The organism is Streptosporangium sp. NBC_01810 (genome assembly GCF_035917355.1).
Taxonomy (GTDB): Bacteria; Actinomycetota; Actinomycetes; order Streptosporangiales; family Streptosporangiaceae; genus Streptosporangium.
In genome coordinates this window covers 5,953,263-5,969,062 of record NZ_CP109070.1, presented here as the reverse complement: position 1 = coordinate 5,969,062, position 15,800 = coordinate 5,953,263, and the positions used below count along the sequence as shown (strand labels likewise).

General features: G+C 65.3%; 27 protein-coding genes. All 27 read left to right on the top strand.

The window, feature by feature from the left end:
- The first annotated feature begins 219 nt into the window (after positions 1–219).
- The 27 genes from tuf (at position 220) to infA (ending at position 15,798) form a co-directional block, all read left to right on the top strand.
- Complete coding sequence (gene tuf / locus OIE13_RS26420) at positions 220–1,413, top strand: elongation factor Tu (RefSeq protein ID WP_326635517.1); 1,194 nt, start codon at positions 220–222, stop codon at positions 1,411–1,413.
- A 333-nt stretch (positions 1,414–1,746) separates the two neighbouring features.
- Positions 1,747–2,055, top strand: a complete 309-nt coding sequence (gene rpsJ, locus OIE13_RS26415; protein WP_030912931.1) for a 30S ribosomal protein S10 — start codon at positions 1,747–1,749, stop codon at positions 2,053–2,055.
- A gap of 14 nt (positions 2,056–2,069) precedes the next feature.
- The gene (gene rplC, locus OIE13_RS26410) at positions 2,070–2,723 is read left to right on the top strand and encodes a 50S ribosomal protein L3 (RefSeq protein WP_326635519.1); all 654 of its coding nucleotides are present in this window, start codon (positions 2,070–2,072) and stop codon (positions 2,721–2,723) included.
- Positions 2,720–3,367: a 50S ribosomal protein L4 gene (rplD, locus tag OIE13_RS26405; protein ID WP_326635521.1), complete on the top strand. Its 648-nt coding sequence runs from the start codon at positions 2,720–2,722 to the stop codon at positions 3,365–3,367. Before rplC ends, rplD begins: the two co-directional genes overlap by 4 nt.
- The gene (gene rplW / locus OIE13_RS26400) at positions 3,367–3,669 is read left to right on the top strand and encodes a 50S ribosomal protein L23 (protein ID WP_030912923.1); all 303 of its coding nucleotides are present in this window, start codon (positions 3,367–3,369) and stop codon (positions 3,667–3,669) included. Before rplD ends, rplW begins: the two co-directional genes overlap by 1 nt.
- A gap of 91 nt (positions 3,670–3,760) precedes the next feature.
- Positions 3,761–4,597 (top strand): 50S ribosomal protein L2, encoded by an 837-nt coding sequence (rplB, locus tag OIE13_RS26395; RefSeq protein ID WP_271220144.1) that lies wholly within the window; start codon positions 3,761–3,763, stop codon positions 4,595–4,597.
- A gap of 11 nt (positions 4,598–4,608) precedes the next feature.
- Positions 4,609–4,887, top strand: coding sequence for a 30S ribosomal protein S19 (gene rpsS / locus OIE13_RS26390; protein WP_012887835.1), 279 nt, complete (start codon positions 4,609–4,611; stop codon positions 4,885–4,887).
- 102 nt (positions 4,888–4,989) lie between these two features.
- On the top strand, positions 4,990–5,343 hold the full coding sequence (rplV, locus tag OIE13_RS26385) for a 50S ribosomal protein L22 (RefSeq protein WP_030912916.1): 354 nt from the start codon (positions 4,990–4,992) through the stop codon (positions 5,341–5,343).
- Positions 5,343–6,200, top strand: a complete 858-nt coding sequence (gene rpsC, locus OIE13_RS26380) for a 30S ribosomal protein S3 (RefSeq protein WP_326635525.1) — start codon at positions 5,343–5,345, stop codon at positions 6,198–6,200. The genes rplV and rpsC overlap by 1 nt, the downstream gene beginning before the upstream one ends.
- A 2-nt stretch (positions 6,201–6,202) precedes the next feature.
- Complete coding sequence (gene rplP, locus OIE13_RS26375; RefSeq protein WP_030912912.1) at positions 6,203–6,622, top strand: 50S ribosomal protein L16; 420 nt, start codon at positions 6,203–6,205, stop codon at positions 6,620–6,622.
- Positions 6,622–6,858, top strand: coding sequence for a 50S ribosomal protein L29 (gene rpmC / locus OIE13_RS26370; RefSeq protein ID WP_030912909.1), 237 nt, complete (start codon positions 6,622–6,624; stop codon positions 6,856–6,858). The genes rplP and rpmC overlap by 1 nt, the downstream gene beginning before the upstream one ends.
- Complete coding sequence (rpsQ, locus tag OIE13_RS26365) at positions 6,851–7,132, top strand: 30S ribosomal protein S17 (protein ID WP_326635528.1); 282 nt, start codon at positions 6,851–6,853, stop codon at positions 7,130–7,132. Before rpmC ends, rpsQ begins: the two co-directional genes overlap by 8 nt.
- 180 nt (positions 7,133–7,312) lie before the next feature.
- Entirely contained in the window at positions 7,313–7,681 is a 369-nt protein-coding gene (rplN, locus tag OIE13_RS26360) for a 50S ribosomal protein L14 (RefSeq protein WP_012887841.1), read from the top strand.
- A gap of 8 nt (positions 7,682–7,689) precedes the next feature.
- Entirely contained in the window at positions 7,690–7,986 is a 297-nt protein-coding gene (rplX, locus tag OIE13_RS26355) for a 50S ribosomal protein L24 (RefSeq protein ID WP_063766231.1), read from the top strand.
- Complete coding sequence (gene rplE, locus OIE13_RS26350; protein WP_030912902.1) at positions 7,986–8,555, top strand: 50S ribosomal protein L5; 570 nt, start codon at positions 7,986–7,988, stop codon at positions 8,553–8,555. Before rplX ends, rplE begins: the two co-directional genes overlap by 1 nt.
- 2 nt (positions 8,556–8,557) lie before the next feature.
- Positions 8,558–8,743 carry a type Z 30S ribosomal protein S14 gene (locus OIE13_RS26345; RefSeq protein WP_012887844.1) on the top strand — a complete coding sequence of 62 codons (186 nt, stop codon included), beginning with the start codon at positions 8,558–8,560 and terminating at the stop codon, positions 8,741–8,743.
- 146 nt (positions 8,744–8,889) lie between these two features.
- Entirely contained in the window at positions 8,890–9,288 is a 399-nt protein-coding gene (rpsH, locus tag OIE13_RS26340) for a 30S ribosomal protein S8 (RefSeq protein ID WP_030912900.1), read from the top strand.
- A gap of 17 nt (positions 9,289–9,305) precedes the next feature.
- The gene (gene rplF / locus OIE13_RS26335; protein WP_326635533.1) at positions 9,306–9,848 is read left to right on the top strand and encodes a 50S ribosomal protein L6; all 543 of its coding nucleotides are present in this window, start codon (positions 9,306–9,308) and stop codon (positions 9,846–9,848) included.
- A gap of 2 nt (positions 9,849–9,850) precedes the next feature.
- Positions 9,851–10,234, top strand: a complete 384-nt coding sequence (rplR, locus tag OIE13_RS26330; protein ID WP_326635535.1) for a 50S ribosomal protein L18 — start codon at positions 9,851–9,853, stop codon at positions 10,232–10,234.
- 61 nt (positions 10,235–10,295) lie between these two features.
- Positions 10,296–10,928, top strand: a complete 633-nt coding sequence (rpsE, locus tag OIE13_RS26325; RefSeq protein ID WP_326635537.1) for a 30S ribosomal protein S5 — start codon at positions 10,296–10,298, stop codon at positions 10,926–10,928.
- A gap of 3 nt (positions 10,929–10,931) precedes the next feature.
- Positions 10,932–11,114: a 50S ribosomal protein L30 gene (gene rpmD / locus OIE13_RS26320; RefSeq protein WP_030912892.1), complete on the top strand. Its 183-nt coding sequence runs from the start codon at positions 10,932–10,934 to the stop codon at positions 11,112–11,114.
- A 2-nt stretch (positions 11,115–11,116) separates the two neighbouring features.
- On the top strand, positions 11,117–11,572 hold the full coding sequence (rplO, locus tag OIE13_RS26315) for a 50S ribosomal protein L15 (protein WP_326635539.1): 456 nt from the start codon (positions 11,117–11,119) through the stop codon (positions 11,570–11,572).
- A 176-nt stretch (positions 11,573–11,748) separates the two neighbouring features.
- On the top strand, positions 11,749–13,068 hold the full coding sequence (secY, locus tag OIE13_RS26310; RefSeq protein WP_326635540.1) for a preprotein translocase subunit SecY: 1,320 nt from the start codon (positions 11,749–11,751) through the stop codon (positions 13,066–13,068).
- A complete protein-coding gene (locus tag OIE13_RS26305; protein ID WP_326635542.1) occupies positions 13,068–13,718 on the top strand; it encodes an adenylate kinase in 651 nt (216 codons plus the stop codon). The genes secY and OIE13_RS26305 overlap by 1 nt, the downstream gene beginning before the upstream one ends.
- Positions 13,719–13,841: 123 nt before the next feature.
- Positions 13,842–14,660, top strand: a complete 819-nt coding sequence (map, locus tag OIE13_RS26300; protein ID WP_326635544.1) for a type I methionyl aminopeptidase — start codon at positions 13,842–13,844, stop codon at positions 14,658–14,660.
- 50 nt (positions 14,661–14,710) lie between these two features.
- Positions 14,711–15,148 (top strand): DUF1707 domain-containing protein, encoded by a 438-nt coding sequence (locus tag OIE13_RS26295; RefSeq protein ID WP_326635546.1) that lies wholly within the window; start codon positions 14,711–14,713, stop codon positions 15,146–15,148.
- 428 nt (positions 15,149–15,576) lie between these two features.
- Positions 15,577–15,798, top strand: coding sequence for a translation initiation factor IF-1 (gene infA / locus OIE13_RS26290; protein WP_012887858.1), 222 nt, complete (start codon positions 15,577–15,579; stop codon positions 15,796–15,798).
- Positions 15,799–15,800 lie beyond the last annotated feature (2 nt).

Sequence of the window (15,800 nt, the reverse complement as noted above, 5' to 3'; positions counted from 1 at the left end):
TTTGGTTGCGGGTAGCGAGGAGATCGTCGCCCCGCCACCGGAGGGGTGCGGGGCAGGCAAGTCCGGCATCCAACCCGGCGCCGGAGGCGAGGAGACTCGCGATCGGTTGCCGGGGGTGTGGGGCGAGAGCTTTCTCGTGGGCCGGTTCCGAGAGGGATCGGCCTCCCCAAACCCGAATATGAAGACGCAAGTCACGTCAGAATCTCTAAGGAGAGAGCAGTGGCCAAGGCCAAGTTCGAGCGGACCAAGCCGCACGTAAACATCGGCACCATTGGGCACATCGACCACGGCAAGACCACTCTGACCGCGGCGATCACCAAGGTGCTCCACGAGCGTTTCCCGAACCTCAACGAGGCGACCCCGTTCGACAAGATCGACAAGGCGCCCGAGGAGAAGGCTCGTGGTATCACGATCTCCATCGCGCACGTCGAGTACCAGACGGAGAAGCGCCACTACGCCCACGTGGACTGCCCCGGTCACGCCGACTACGTGAAGAACATGATCACCGGTGCGGCTCAGATGGACGGTGCGATCCTCGTGGTCGCCGCCACCGACGGTCCGATGCCGCAGACGAAGGAGCACGTCCTCCTGGCCCGCCAGGTCGGCGTCCCCTACATCGTCGTGGCCCTCAACAAGTCCGACATGGTGGACGACGAGGAGATCCTGGAGCTCGTCGAGCTCGAGGTCCGCGAGCTTCTCTCGGCCCAGGAGTTCCCCGGCGACGACCTGCCGGTCGTCCGCGTCTCGGCGCTGAAGGCGCTTGAGGGCGACGCCAAGTGGGGCGACTCGATCATCGAGCTCATGGCCGCGGTGGACGAGAACGTCCCCGAGCCGGTCCGTGAGACCGACAAGCCGTTCCTGATGCCGGTCGAGGACGTCTTCTCGATCACCGGTCGCGGCACGGTCGTCACCGGTCGTATCGAGCGCGGCATCGTCAAGGTCAGCGAGACCGTCGACATCATCGGCATCAAGGAGACCAAGACCACCACCACGGTCACCGGTGTCGAGATGTTCCGCAAGCTCCTCGACGAGGGCCAGGCGGGTGACAACGTCGGTCTGCTCCTGCGCGGCATCAAGCGCGAGGACGTCGAGCGCGGCCAGTGCATCATCAAGCCGGGCACGACCACCCCGCACACCGAGTTCGAGGCCCAGGTCTACATCCTGAGCAAGGACGAGGGCGGCCGCCACACGCCGTTCTTCAACAACTACCGCCCGCAGTTCTACTTCCGTACGACTGACGTGACCGGCGTGGTGAACCTCCCCGAGGGCACCGAGATGGTCATGCCGGGCGACAACACCGAGATGAACGTCGCGCTCATCCAGCCCATCGCGATGGAGGACGGTCTCAAGTTCGCCATCCGTGAGGGTGGCCGCACCGTCGGTGCGGGTCGAGTGACCAAGATCATCAAGTAGCACGATCGTGGAGTGGCGGTCGGCCCTCAACGCAGGGCCGGCCGCTTCCCCACGAGGGGGCCGCGCCGCAGGGCGCGAACCCTGGCAGGGACCCCACGAACCGTGATCTCGCAGTTGGTTCGGCCGAACGATGACCGAAGTAACTGCCAGATCACGGAAGAAAGCGCGGACTTACAGCGTCTGCTACGTGGGGCATGTGCGGAGAACGTCGCCCCAGGGCGAAGTGGGCTCCGCACAACGTGGAGGGGACGTCCAAGGCGACCCCGGCCATGACACAGCGGCAACAGCCGCACGTAACTTTTTCAGACGACAGTGAAGGACACCGAGGCCATTATGGCGGGACAGAAGATCCGCATTCGGCTCAAGGCCTATGACCACGAGGTCATCGACGTCTCGGCCAAGAAGATCGTCGAGACGGTGACAAGGACTGGCGCCAAGGTCGCGGGCCCGGTGCCGCTGCCGACCGAGAAGAACGTGTACTGCGTCATCCGCTCGCCGCACAAGTACAAGGACAGCCGCGAGCACTTTGAGATGCGCACGCACAAGCGGCTGATTGACATCATCGATCCGACGCCGAAGACGGTCGACTCGCTCATGCGACTCGACCTTCCCGCCGGCGTTGACATCTCGATCAAGCTCTGAGGGAACGCACTGACATGGCTAAGCAGATCAAGGGCGTCCTGGGCAAGAAGCTCGGCATGACCCAGGTCTTCGACGCGGACAACCGGATGGTCCCGGTGACCGTCGTCGAGGCTGGTCCGTGCGTCGTGACCCGCGTCCGCACCGCTGAGAAGGACGGCTACACCGCCGTCCAGCTGGGCTTCGGGCAGGTCGACCCGCGGAAGGTCAACAAGCCGCTCGGCGACTACCTGCGCAAGCACGACATCACCCCGCGCCGTTACTTCGCGGAGATCCGCACTGACGACGTGAGCGAGTACACCCTGGGCCAGGAGCTCTCGGCCGACACCTTCGAGGCCGGCCAGTACGTCGATGTGACGGGCAAGAGCAAGGGCAAGGGGTACGCGGGTGTCATGAAGCGTCACGGCTTCAAGGGCCTGGGTGCCTCGCACGGTACGCAGCGCAAGCACCGCTCGCCGGGTTCCATCGGTGGCTGCGCCACCCCGGGCCGCGTTTTCAAGGGCGTGCGCATGGCCGGCCGGATGGGCAACGTCCGCACGACCGTCCAGAGCCTCAAGGTTCACGCCGTGGACGCCGAGAAGGGCCTCATCCTGATCAAGGGTGCGATCCCCGGCGCCAACGGCAGCCTGGTTCTGGTCCGCACCGCCGCCAAGAAGGGGGCTGCCAAGTGAGCACCATTGACGTCCTCGACGTGAGCGGCGACAAGGCCGGGACCGTCGACCTGCCGGAGGACATCTTCGGCACGAAGGTCAACATTCCGCTGATCCACCAGGTCGTCGTGGCCCAGCTCGCCGCTCGCCGGCAGGGCACCCACAAGGCCAAGACCCGTGGTGAGGTCAGTGGCGGCGGCAAGAAGCCGTACCGCCAGAAGGGCACCGGCCGCGCCCGTCAGGGCTCGACCCGCGCTCCGCAGTTCACCGGCGGTGGCACCGTCCACGGCCCGGTTCCGCGGGACTACTCGCAGAAGACTCCCAAGAAGATGAAGGCCGCCGCCCTGCGCGGGGCCCTGTCCGACAGGGCGACCGGCGGCCGCGTTCACGTGGTCAGCGGTCTGGTCACGGGGGAGACCCCGAAGACCAAGGCGGCTCTTGAGTCGCTTCGCAGGATCACCAAGGCCCGTAGCGTCCTGGTCGTCGTCGACGAGGGTGACGAGCTCAGCTGGCTGAGCCTGCGCAACGCTCCCGAGGTCCACCTGCTGGACGCCGGGCAGCTCAACACCTACGACGTGCTCTGCCACGACGACGTCGTTTTCACTCAGGCGGCGTACGACCAGGTCGTCGCGCGTCTGAGCAAGAGCGGGAAGGAAGACGCCTGATGGAGAAGATCGCCGACCCGCGCGACATCATCATCAAGCCGGTTGTCTCCGAGAAGAGCTACGGCCTGATCGACGAGCACAACAAGTACACGTTCCTGGTGCGGAAGACGGCCAACAAGACGCAGGTCAAGATCGCTGTTGAGAAGATCTTCGGCGTCAAGGTGGCCAGCGTCAACACCATCAACCGCCAGGGCAAGCGTAAGCGGACCAGGTTCGGCTACGGCCAGCGTCCGGCTACCAAGCGGGCGATCGTCAGCCTGGTCGAAGGCGACCGGATTGACATCTTCGGCCAGATCGGCTGACGCGCTCGCTCAGTAAGTACAGGGAGAAAGCCCCTCACCGCCAGGTGAGGGGCGTTCGACCGGATTAACCGACGAAGGATGAACGAAAAAGATGGGCATCCGTAAACTCAAGCCGACGACCCCGGGTCGCCGCGGCGCCAGCGTCTCGGACTTTGCCGAGATCACGCGCAGCACGCCCGAGAAGTCGCTGCTTGCACCCCTGCACAGCAAGGGTGGCCGTAACGTCCACGGCCGTGTCACCACCCGTCACCAGGGCGGTGGCCACAAGCGCGCCTACCGGATCATCGATTTCCGGCGTCACGACAAGGACGGGATCCCGGCCAAGGTCGCTCACATCGAGTACGACCCGAACCGCACCTCCCGTATCGCGCTGCTGCACTACGCCGACGGGGAGAAGCGCTACATCCTCTGCCCGACCGGCCTCAAGCAGGGCGACAAGATCGAGAACGGCCCCACGGCCGACATCAAGCCGGGCAACTGCCTCCCGCTGCGCAACATCCCGACCGGTACCTTCATCCACGCGGTGGAGCTCCGTCCGGGCGGTGGCGCCAAGCTGGGCCGGTCCGCCGGCGCGCAGATTCAGCTCCTCGCCAAGGAGGGCCAGTACGCCACGCTGCGTATGCCCTCCGGTGAGATGCGCCAGGTCGACGTTCGCTGCCGGGCCTCCATCGGCCAGGTCGGCAACGCCGAGCAGGCCAACATCAACTGGGGTAAGGCCGGACGTATGCGGTGGAAGGGCAAGCGCCCCACCGTCCGCGGTGTCGCGATGAACCCGGTCGACCACCCGCACGGTGGTGGTGAGGGTAAGACCTCCGGCGGTCGTCACCCCGTCAACCCCAAGGGCAAGCCCGAGGGGCGTACTCGTGCGGCGAACAAGGCCAGCGACCGGCTGATCATCCGCCGTCGTACCAAGCGGAAGAAGCGGTAGGAGCAGCCAAAATGCCACGTAGCCTTAAGAAGGGTCCCTTCGTGGACGATCACCTTCAGAAGAAGGTGGATGTCCAGAACGAGAAGGGCACCAAAAACGTCATCAAGACGTGGTCGCGGCGCTCCATGATCGTGCCCGACATGCTCGGTCACACGATCGCCGTTCACGACGGCCGTAAGCACGTCCCGGTGTTCGTCACCGAGTCGATGATCGGTCACAAGCTGGGCGAGTTCGCGCCGACGCGGACCTTCCGCAGCCACGTCAAGGAAGACCGCCGCAGCCGGCGATAAGCGCCTTAGGGAGAGGACGTCGAACAGGGAACGGTCGGAGACGATCGTCAGCTGGCACGACGGACTCGCCCGATACGAAGCAGAAGGTAAGAGGAGTAAGCGATGGAAGCCAGGGCTCAGGCGCGGTTCGCGCGCCACACGCCCATGAAGGCCCGCCGCGTGGTGGACCTCATTCGCGGGCTGCCCGCTTCGGAGGCGCAGGCCGTGCTGCAGTTCGCTCCCCAGTCGGCGAGCGAGACCGTGTACAAGGTGCTGTCGAGCGCCATTGCCAACGCGGAGCACAATTTCAAGCTCGACCGTGACACGCTCTTCGTGAGCCGTGCCTGGGTCGACGAGGGCCCGACGCTGAAGCGGTTTCGTCCCCGTGCTCAGGGTCGTGCCTATCGGATCAACAAGCGGACCAGCCACATCACCGTGATCGTGGAGTCCCGCGAGCCGAAGGGGAGGACCCGCTAGTGGGTCAGAAGGTTAACCCGCACGGGTTCCGCCTCGGCATCACGACCGACTTCAAGAGCCGGTGGTATGCCGACAAGCTCTACAAGTCGTACGTTGCCGAGGATGTGGCGATCCGCCGCATGCTCAAGAAGGGCATGGAGCGGGCCGGCATCTCCAAGGTGGAGATCGAGCGGACCACCGACCGGGTTCAGGTCGACATTCACACCGCCCGTCCGGGCATCGTCATCGGCCGCCGCGGCGCCGAGGCGGACCGGATCCGCGGTGACCTCGAGAAGCTGACCAAGAAGCAGGTCCAGCTGAACATCCTCGAGGTCAAGAACCCTGAGATCGACGCTCAGCTCGTCGCTCAGGGTGTGGCCGAGCAGCTGTCCAGCCGTGTCTCGTTCCGCCGTGCCATGCGCAAGGCGATGCAGTCGGCGATGAAGAGCGGTGCCAAGGGCATCCGGGTGCAGTGCTCCGGCCGTCTTGGCGGCGCTGAGATGTCCCGTTCGGAGTTCTACCGCGAGGGCCGCGTGCCCCTGCACACCCTCCGTGCGGACATCGACTACGGCCTGTACGAGGCCCGTACCACCTTCGGCCGCATCGGCGTGAAGGTGTGGATCTACAAGGGTGAGGCTCCGACCAGCCGCGCCGAGCGCGAGGCGGCTGCCGCCGGTGCTCGTGCGGGCCAGCGTCGTGACCGCGACGACCGTCGCGGCCCCGGTGCCGGTGGCGGCGACCGTCCCCGTCGTGGTGCCGGTGGCGCCCGTCGTGGTGCCGGTGCCGGCCGTGGCGACCGCGCCCCCAGGACCGAGGCGGCCTCCCAGGCTGCCCCCGAGACCGGCCCGGCTGCGCAGCCGGGTGCTGAAGGGAGCTGACCATGCTGATCCCGCGCAGGGTCAAGCACCGTAAGCAGCACCGGCCCGACCGCCACGGCGCCGCCAAGGGCGGCACCAGGGTCGTGTTCGGCGAGTTCGGCATCCAGGCGATTGAGCACTCCTACGTGACCAACCGCCAGATCGAGTCGGCTCGTATCGCGATGACCCGTCACATCAAGCGTGGCGGAAAGGTCTGGATCAACATCTATCCGGACCGTCCCCTCACCAAGAAGCCCGCCGAGACCCGTATGGGTTCCGGTAAGGGTTCGCCGGAGTGGTGGATCGCCAACGTCAAGCCCGGCCGCATCATGTTCGAGCTGTCGGGTGTCGCCGAGCCGGTGGCTCGCGAAGCCCTGCGGCGTGCGATGCACAAGCTGCCGATGAAGTGCCGGTTCGTCAAGCGTGAAGTGGGTGAGGCGTGATGGCTAAGGGCCTGACCGCCGGTGAGCTGCGGGTGGAAGACCAGGACACCCTGGTCACGAAGCTGAAGGAAGCCAAGGAGGAGCTGTTCAACCTCCGCTTCCAGGCTGCGACCGGCCAGTTGGAGAGCCACGGGCGGCTACGTGCCGTTCGCCGCGAGATCGCCCGTATCTACACGGTGATGCGCGAGCGGGAGCTCGGAATCGTCACGGTAGAGAAGGAGTCGATTGATGGCTGAGGCCACGGAAACCACGACCGAGACGCGGAACTACCGCAAGACCCGTGAGGGTCTGGTCGTCAGCGACAAGATGGACAAGACTGTCGTGGTCGCTGTCGAGGACCGCGTCAAGCACCCCCTGTACGGCAAGGTCATCCGCAGGACGACCAAGTACAAGGCGCACGACGAGGCCAACACCTGTGGTGTCGGCGACCGCGTCCTCCTGATGGAGACCCGGCCGCTCTCCGCCAGCAAGCGCTGGCGGGTCATCGAGATCCTCGAGAAGGCCAAGTAGTTAACGCGCCTCGTGGGGGGTGACACCGTCACCCCCCACGAAGGCGTCCAAGGGGGCGAAGCGATCTTCGCTCCGCCTGCGCCGGCGGTCCCGCAAGGACTGTCGCCGGAGGACAAAGACCCAGCAGGTTCCGCAAGGCTCACCCACGGGTGAGAACCAGCGAGACAAACAGGAGTACAAGTGATCCAGCAGGAGTCGCGGCTCAAGGTCGCCGACAACACCGGTGCGAAGGAAGTCCTTTGCATCCGTGTGCTCGGTGGCTCGGGCCGGCGCTACGCGGGAATCGGCGACATCATCGTCGCCACGGTCAAGGACGCCATCCCGGGCGGCACCGTGAAGAAGGGCGATGTGGTCAAGGCCGTCATCGTCCGCACTGTCAAGGAGCGCCGCCGGCCCGACGGCTCCTACATCCGCTTCGACGAGAACGCCGCCGTCATCATCAAGGACAGCGGCGACCCCCGGGGCACTCGCATCTTCGGTCCCGTTGGTCGTGAGCTGCGTGACAAGAAGTTCATGCGGATCATCTCGCTCGCGCCGGAGGTGTTGTAATGCCGAAGCTGCATGTGAAAAAGGGTGACCTCGTACTGGTCATCGCCGGTAAGGACAAGGGTGCCAAGGGCCGGGTGATCGCCGCCCACCCGCGCGACGAGCGCGTGGTGGTCGAGGGCGTCAACATGGTCAAGAAGCACTCCAAGGAGACCAACCAGGGTCCGCGTGGCGCCAAGACCGGCGGCGTGCAGACCATGGAGGCTCCCATCCACGTGAGCAACGTCAAGAAGCTCAAGGATGACGACAAGCCCGCCAAGAAGGAGTCGGCCAAGGCTGCTTCCGAGGAGACGGGTGAGGACAACTGATGACCGCGAACACTGAAGAGCGGACCCTCCCGCGCCTCAAGCAGCGCTACCGCGAAGAGATCATCGCGAAGCTGAACGAGCAGTTCGGGTTCGAGAACATCATGCTGGTGCCCACCATCACCAAGATCAAGGTGAACATGGGCGTCGGCGAGGCCGCGCGTGACTCGAAGCTCATCGAAGGCGCCGTCCGCGACCTCACGGTGATCACCGGCCAGAAGCCGGCGGTCGTCCGCGCCCGCAAGTCCATCGCCCAGTTCAAGCTGCGCGAGGGCATGCCGATCGGCGCGCACGTCACGCTCCGTGGCGACCGCATGTGGGAGTTCCTCGACCGGCTGCTCTCGCTGGCGCTGCCCCGCATCCGTGACTTCCGCGGCCTGTCGCCCAAGCAGTTCGACGGCAACGGGAACTACACCTTCGGTCTCACCGAGCAGGTCATGTTCCACGAGATCGACCAGGACAAGGTCGACCGCCAGCGTGGTATGGACATCACGGTCGTGACCACCGCTAAGACCGACGACCAGGGCCGGGCGCTGCTGAAGCACCTCGGCTTCCCGTTCAAGGAGGCCTGATCATGGCGAAGACGTCGCTCAAGGTCAAGGCTGCTCGCAAGGCCAAGTTCGAGGTCCGGGCGTACACTCGGTGCTCGCGCTGTGGTCGTCCCCGCGCCGTCTACCGGAAGTTCGGCCTGTGCCGCATCTGCTTCCGCGAGATGGCGCACCGGGGCGAGCTGCCCGGCATCACCAAGTCGAGCTGGTAGCCGTCCGCGCGGCCCCGTGATCATCGCGGGTCCGCGCGTGGCACCGGCCACACATAGAAGTTCGTATTCACCGGGCGCCGACTACAGGCGCCCATGACCGCACCGAAGGTCCCCAGTGGAAACCGTGGTGAGGAAGGCCACCGGCCATGACGATGACCGACCCGATCGCAGACATGTTGACGCGTCTGCGAAACGCGAACTCGGCGTACCACGACAGCGTGGCGATGCCGTACTCGAAGATCAAGGCGCACATCGCCGAGATCCTCCAGCAGGAGGGTTACATCCAGGCCTGGACCGTCGAAGACGCCAAGGTCGGAAAGAACCTCGTGGTGGAGCTGAAGTTCGGGCCGAGCCGTGAGCGGTCGCTCGCGGGCCTGCGACGGGTTTCCAAGCCCGGCCTGCGGGTCTATGCAAAGAAGGACAACCTGCCCCGAGTCCTGGGCGGACTGGGCGTCGCGATCATTTCGACGTCCGGCGGTCTCATGACGGACAAGCAGGCCGGCAAGCGTGGAGTGGGCGGGGAAGTCCTCGCCTTCGTTTGGTAGAGGGGAGAACGAACAGCATGTCAAGAATCGGACGGCTGCCCATCCCCGTACCGAACGGAGTGGACGTCGCCATCGACGGCCGGGACGTCACGGTCAAGGGCCCCAAGGGCACGCTTTCGCTTACGGTCGCGGAACCCATCGCGATCGCCAAGGGTGATGACGGAACTCTCTCCGTCAGCCGCCCCAACGACGAGAACAAGGTCCGTGCGCTGCACGGTCTGTCCCGCACCCTGGTCGCCAACATGGTGACCGGTGTGACCCAGGGGTACTCGAAGTCCCTGGAGATCGTGGGCGTCGGTTACCGCGTGCAGGCCAAGAGCCCGACTCAGCTTGAGTTCGCTCTCGGCTTCAGCCACCCGGTGATCGTCGACGCCCCCGAGGGTGTCACCTTCCGCGTCGAGAAGCCGACGCTGTTCCATGTGGACGGCATCGACAAGCAGAAGGTCGGCGAGATCGCCGCGAACATCCGCAAGCTGCGCAAGCCCGACCCGTACAAGGGCAAGGGCGTGCGCTACCAGGGTGAAGTTATCCGCCGCAAGGTCGGAAAGGCTGGTAAGTAGGCATGGCTGGCAAGACTGCGTTCGGCAAGCACACGGCCGCCCGCGCCGTCTCGCGGGCCCGCCGCCACGGCCGAGTCCGCAAGAAGGTGGTCGGCACGGCCATGCGTCCGCGCCTGGTCGTCAACCGCTCCACGAGGCACCTCTTCGTGCAGATCGTCGACGACGCCCAGGGCCACACGCTGGTGAGCGCCTCCACCATGGACGCCTCCCTGCGCTCGGCCGAGGGCGCCAAGACCGACAAGGCCAAGCAGGTCGGCGAGCTTCTCGCTCAGCGGGCCAAGGCAGCCGGGATCACCGCGGTCGTGTTCGACCGGGGTGGCAACCGCTACGCGGGCCGCATCGCGGCTCTCGCGGACAGCGCCCGCGAAGGTGGACTGGAGTTCTGATGACTCCTTTCACCAGAGCGCAACCGATGGCCCGTCTTACGAATGAGAAGAGGAACCACTAATGGCTGGAGCTCCGCGTCGCGGTGGCGCCGCCGGTGGCGAGCGGCGTGACGGTCGTCGTGACGACCGCCGCGGTGGCAACGCTGACAAGGGCGTCTCGTACATCGAGCGCGTTGTGAAGATCAACCGAGTGGCCAAGGTCGTGAAGGGTGGTCGTCGCTTCAGCTTCACCGCCCTCGTCATCGTCGGTGACGGCAACGGCATGGTCGGTGTCGGCTACGGCAAGGCCAAGGAAGTGCCCGCGGCGATCGCCAAGGGTGTCGAAGAGGCCAAGAAGCACTTCTTCAAGGTGCCCCGTATCCAGGGCACCATCCCGCACATCGTGCAGGGCGAAGAGGCCGCCGGCGTCGTCTTCCTGCGTCCGGCGTCGCCCGGTACCGGTGTCATCGCCGGTGGTCCGGTGCGCGCCGTGCTGGAGTGCGCGGGCATCCACGACGTGCTGTCCAAGTCGCTCGGCTCGGACAACCCGATCAACATCGTGCACGCCACCGTGGCCGCTCTGAAGGGCCTCAGCCGCCCCGAGGAGATCGCGGCCCGCCGTGGCCTGCCGCTCGAGGACGTCGCCCCCAAGGCGATGCTCAAGGCTCGCGCCGAGGGTCTCGCGGAGGCCGCGGCGGCGAAGGCGGTGAGCTAGCCCATGGCACGCCTGAAGATTACCCAGGTCCGCTCGAAGATCGGTGGCAAGCAGAAGCAGCGTGACTCGCTGCGCTCGCTCGGTCTTAAGCGAATCGGCGACGTCGTCGTCAAGGAGGACCGCCCGGAGATCCGCGGCATGGTCTCCGTGGTGACGCACCTCGTCACCGTGGAAGAGGTCGACTAGACATGGCAGAGAACACTCCGCTCCGCATCCACCACCTGCGTCCGGCCCCCGGCGCCAACAAGTCGAAGGTCCGCAAGGGCCGCGGCGAGGCGTCCAAGGGCAAGACCGCGGGTCGTGGCACCAAGGGCACGAGGGCCAGGAACAAGGTTCCGCTCGGCTTCGAGGGTGGTCAGGTTCCGCTGCAGCGGCGCCTGCCCAAGTTCAAGGGCTTCTCCAACGCCCTGTTCAAGACGACCTACCAGGTCGTCAACCTTGACAGGCTTGGCGAGCTGTTCCCCGAGGGTGGCGACGTCACCGTCGAGGCACTGATCGCCAAGGGTGCGGTTCGCAAGAACCAGCTCGTCAAGGTTCTGGGAACCGGTGACATCTCCGTGGCGTTGAACGTGGAGGCGCACGCCTTCTCCGCCAGTGCCAAGGAGAAGATCGCTGCTGCCGGGGGCTCCGTCTCCGAGCTGTAGGCGTCATCACGCGGCGCGGGGGCTCGTAATGGGCTCCCGCGCCCGTAGTGCGTTAGAGTTCGCTGGACAGTGGGCCTCGACTCATTTCCTTGGGCTCATTGACTGGATATGGCAAAGATGGAACACCCCCGCACCATCGCTGACCGACCTCGCCTTTCAGGCGCGCAGGAGGGACCGTGCTGACCGCATTTACCCGAGCGTTCCGTACGCCGGACCTGCGTAAGAAGTTGCTCTTCACCTTGGGCATCATCGCGCTGTTCCGACTTGGGTCGGTCCTGCCGACTCCGGGTGTGCATACCGAGAACATCAGCCGTTGTCTCACCCAGGCGCAGGCGGGGGACGCGGGCAACATCTACGGAATGGTGCAGCTGTTCAGCGGCGGCGCCCTCCTGAAACTTTCAGTGTTCGCCCTCGGCATCATGCCGTACATCACCGCGAGCATCATTCTCCAGCTGCTCGTCGTGGTCATTCCGCGCCTGGAGGCCCTCAAGAAGGAGGGGCAGGCCGGACAGACCAAGATCACACAGTACACGCGTTACCTGACTGTCGGGCTGGCCATCCTGCAGTCGACCGCCTTCGTGGCTCTGGCCCGCGGCGGTCAGCTGTTCCCGCAGTGCCGCGAGGAGATCCTCCTCGACAAGGACAACGTCTTCGCCATCGTCACGATGGTGCTGACCATGACCGCCGGTACCGCCGTCGTCATGTGGCTGGGCGAGCTCGTCACCGACCGGGGCATCGGCAACGGCATGTCCATCCTGATCTTCACGCAGGTCATCGCCGTCTTCCCGTCCGAGCTGATGAACATCGCCAGGCAGAAGGGCGGCTTCGTCTTCGCCGTGGTCGTCGTCGTCGGTATCGCGATGATCGCCCTGGTCGTGATGGTGGAGCAGGCCCAGCGCCGGATCCCGGTGCAGTACGCCAAGCGCATGGTCGGCCGTCGGATGTACGGCGGGACGTCGACCTACATCCCGCTGAAGGTCAACCAGGCCGGCATCATCCCGGTCATCTTCGCCTCCTCGCTGCTCTACCTTCCGCAGCTGATCACGACGCTCTTCACGAACAGCCAGGAAGAGCCGAACCAGATCATCCAGTGGATCTCGCAGGAGTTCGGCGGCGCAGGGACCACCCCGACGTACATGATCACCTTCTTCCTGCTTATTGTGTTCTTCACGTACTTCTACGTGTCGATTACCTTCAACCCCGTTGAAGTCGCCGACAACATGAAGAAGTACGGTGGTTTCATCCCGGGCATCCGCCCGGGGCGCCCGACGGCTGAGTACTTGAACTATGTGCTCACGCGACTCACCGCTCCTGGCGCGTTGTATCTGGGCCTGATCTCCATGGTGCCGATCGTCGCGCTGGCGCTCGTCGGTGCGAGTCAGAACTTCCCGTTCGGAGGGACGAGCATTCTGATCATGGTTGGTGTCGGCCTTGACACCGTGAAGCAGATCGAAAGCCAGCTACAGCAGCGCAACTATGAAGGCTTCCTGAAGTAGTGCGCCTCGTCCTGGTCGGGCCCCCCGGAGCGGGTAAGGGGACACAGGCCCAGTTCGTTGCGTCGAACCTGTCGATCCCGAAGATTTCGACAGGTGACATCTTCCGTGCCAATGTCTCGGGCGGTACGGAGCTCGGCAAGCTTGCCAAGGAATACATGGACCGCGGTGACCTCGTACCCGATGAGGTCACCATCGCGATGGTCCGCGACCGACTCGCTGAGAAAGACGCGCAGGATGGTTTCCTGCTCGACGGCTTCCCCAGGAACGTGCCTCAGGCCGAGATCCTGAAGAAGATCCTCGCCGAGTTCGGAGCGGGTCTGGACATCGTCCTGGAGCTCGTGGTCGACGACGAGGAGGTCGTCCGCAGGCTCGCCGGGCGCCGCACCTGTGGCCAGTGCGGTCGTATCTGGCACGTCGACTTCGATGACAAGAAGGACGACATCTGCGACGCCTGCCAGGGGCGGCTGTACCAGCGGGACGACGACAAGGAGGAGACCGTCAGGCACCGCCTGGAGGTCTACCAGGAGCAGACCGCGCCCCTGGTCTCCTTCTACGCGGACGAGGGCATCCTGGTCGGCGTCGATGCCACCGGTCCGGTGGAAGAGATCACTCAGCGCGCTATGGAGGCACTGAACCCTTTCATCGGCTAGCGAAGCGATATGTGCCTTGCACGCCATCCATGGGAAGCCATGGGTGGCGTGCTGTCATTTAGGGCAGAATCTGGGGAATTGAGCTTCCGGACCGCCCGTTGAACCACCCCAGGGGGTGCGCACGTGTTCAAGAAGAACAAACACGGAATCCAGATGAAGACGCCCGAGCAACTGGAGAAGATGCGGGCGGCGGGCCTGGTGGTCGGCCGTACCCTGCAGTTGCTGCGGGAGAGCGTCCAGCCGGGCATGACGCCCATGGACCTCGACGCGATCGCGGAGAAGGCCATCAGGGGTGAGGGGGCGATCCCCTCCTTCAAGGGCTACCAGGGCTTCCCGGCGACCATCTGCGCGTCGGTCAACCACGAGGTGGTCCACGGCATCCCGAACGACCGCCGCGCGCTGCGGGAGGGCGATGTCATCTCGATCGACTGCGGTGCCATCCTGGACGGCTGGCACGGCGACTCGGCCATCACGGTCCCGATCGGCGAGGTGGATCCCAAGCTGACCGAGCTGATGCGGGTCACCGAGGAGGCGATGTGGCGGGGCATCGCCGCGCTCACCGCGGGCCGCCACCTGTCCGATATCGGCCACGAGGTGGAGAAGTACGTCCGCTCCCAGGGGCGCTACGGCATCCCGCAGGAGTACGGCGGGCACGGCATCGGCACCGAGATGCACATGGACCCGTGGGTGGCCAATCACGGCAAACCGGGTCGTGGCCCGCGTTTCGAGCCGGGCATGTGCTTCGCCATCGAACCGATGGTCAACCTGGGGACGGACAGGACCAAGGTGCTGGCCGACGACTGGACCGTGGTCACGATCGACGGGAAGGCCTCGGCACACTTCGAACACAGCGTCGCCGTGACACATAATGGACCTTGGGTGTTGACCGCACTTGACGGGGGAAAAGAGCGGCTTGCCGACTTGTTGGGAGACGCGGGCTAGATCAGGCCCGCAGCTGAGCGGATGTGGTTGATATGGCGGCTGGTCCGGAGATGCGAGCTTCCGATGGGGACCGCGACAAGGTCGCCTCGGTCCTGCGGGAGCACTACGCGCAGGGGCGCCTGACCACCGAGGAGTTCGACGAGCGCCTCGAACAGCTCTACACCAGCAAGACCTACGGCGAACTCGCCGTCCTCACCTCCGACCTTCCCGAGGTCGACCTGCGCCGGCTTCCAGAGACCCCCTCCCGCTCCCCTGAGCGGGCCAGGAAGCCCGGGCAGGGTAAGGGGCAGAACAAGGGGCTGGCGGCCGCCTGGGGCGTCTGGGCGACGGTCAGTGGTGTCAACTGGATGATCTGGCTCATCATCGGGGTGACAAACGGCTTCGACTTCCCCTACGCGTGGCCGCTGTGGATCATGGGCCCGTGGGGTGTGGTGTTGCTGGTGACGACCTTCCTCGCCGGGCCGGAGGAGGACGAGAAGCCGTCCTGAGGAGTGGGGGAAGGGCCACGGCGGATACCGGGTCGTCGGATGCCGGCCTGTGGCGTGGGCCGCCTCGGGATTCAGGTGGGACTCCGGATGGCCTCGACCGGGGCGGTCCGCTGGGAGATCCGGCCTGACCGGGCCGCCGGAGTGCTGGTCTGACCAGGCTGGACATGCCACAATGAGGCCACGGGCATTCGCGCGTCGAGCCGTGCCGTCCATCCCTTCAGGGATCTGCGGTATCCTTTGTAGCGGTTGTGTCAAGGTGCCGGCCGTGTGTTTCGCATTTCCTCGCCCGGTGCCGTACACTCCTTCTTCGGTTCACTATGACCATTGCGCGTCGGCGGTGTCGCAACCGCCGCTCTCATCGAAGCGCTGGGTCGCGGCTGCTTAGTGTTCCGAAGCCTCAGACGACCGATCAGTGAAACGCGAGGGACATGGCCAAGAAAGACGGCGCCATCGAGATCGAGGGCACTGTGGTTGAGTCGCTCCCGAACGCGATGTTCAGGGTGCAACTCGATAACGGCCATAAGGTCCTGGCCCACATCAGCGGGCGGATGCGGATGCACTACATCCGGATCCTTCCTGACGACAGGGTTGTCGTCGAACTGAGCCCCTACGACCTCAGTCGTGGGCGGATCGTCTACCGATACAAGTAAGC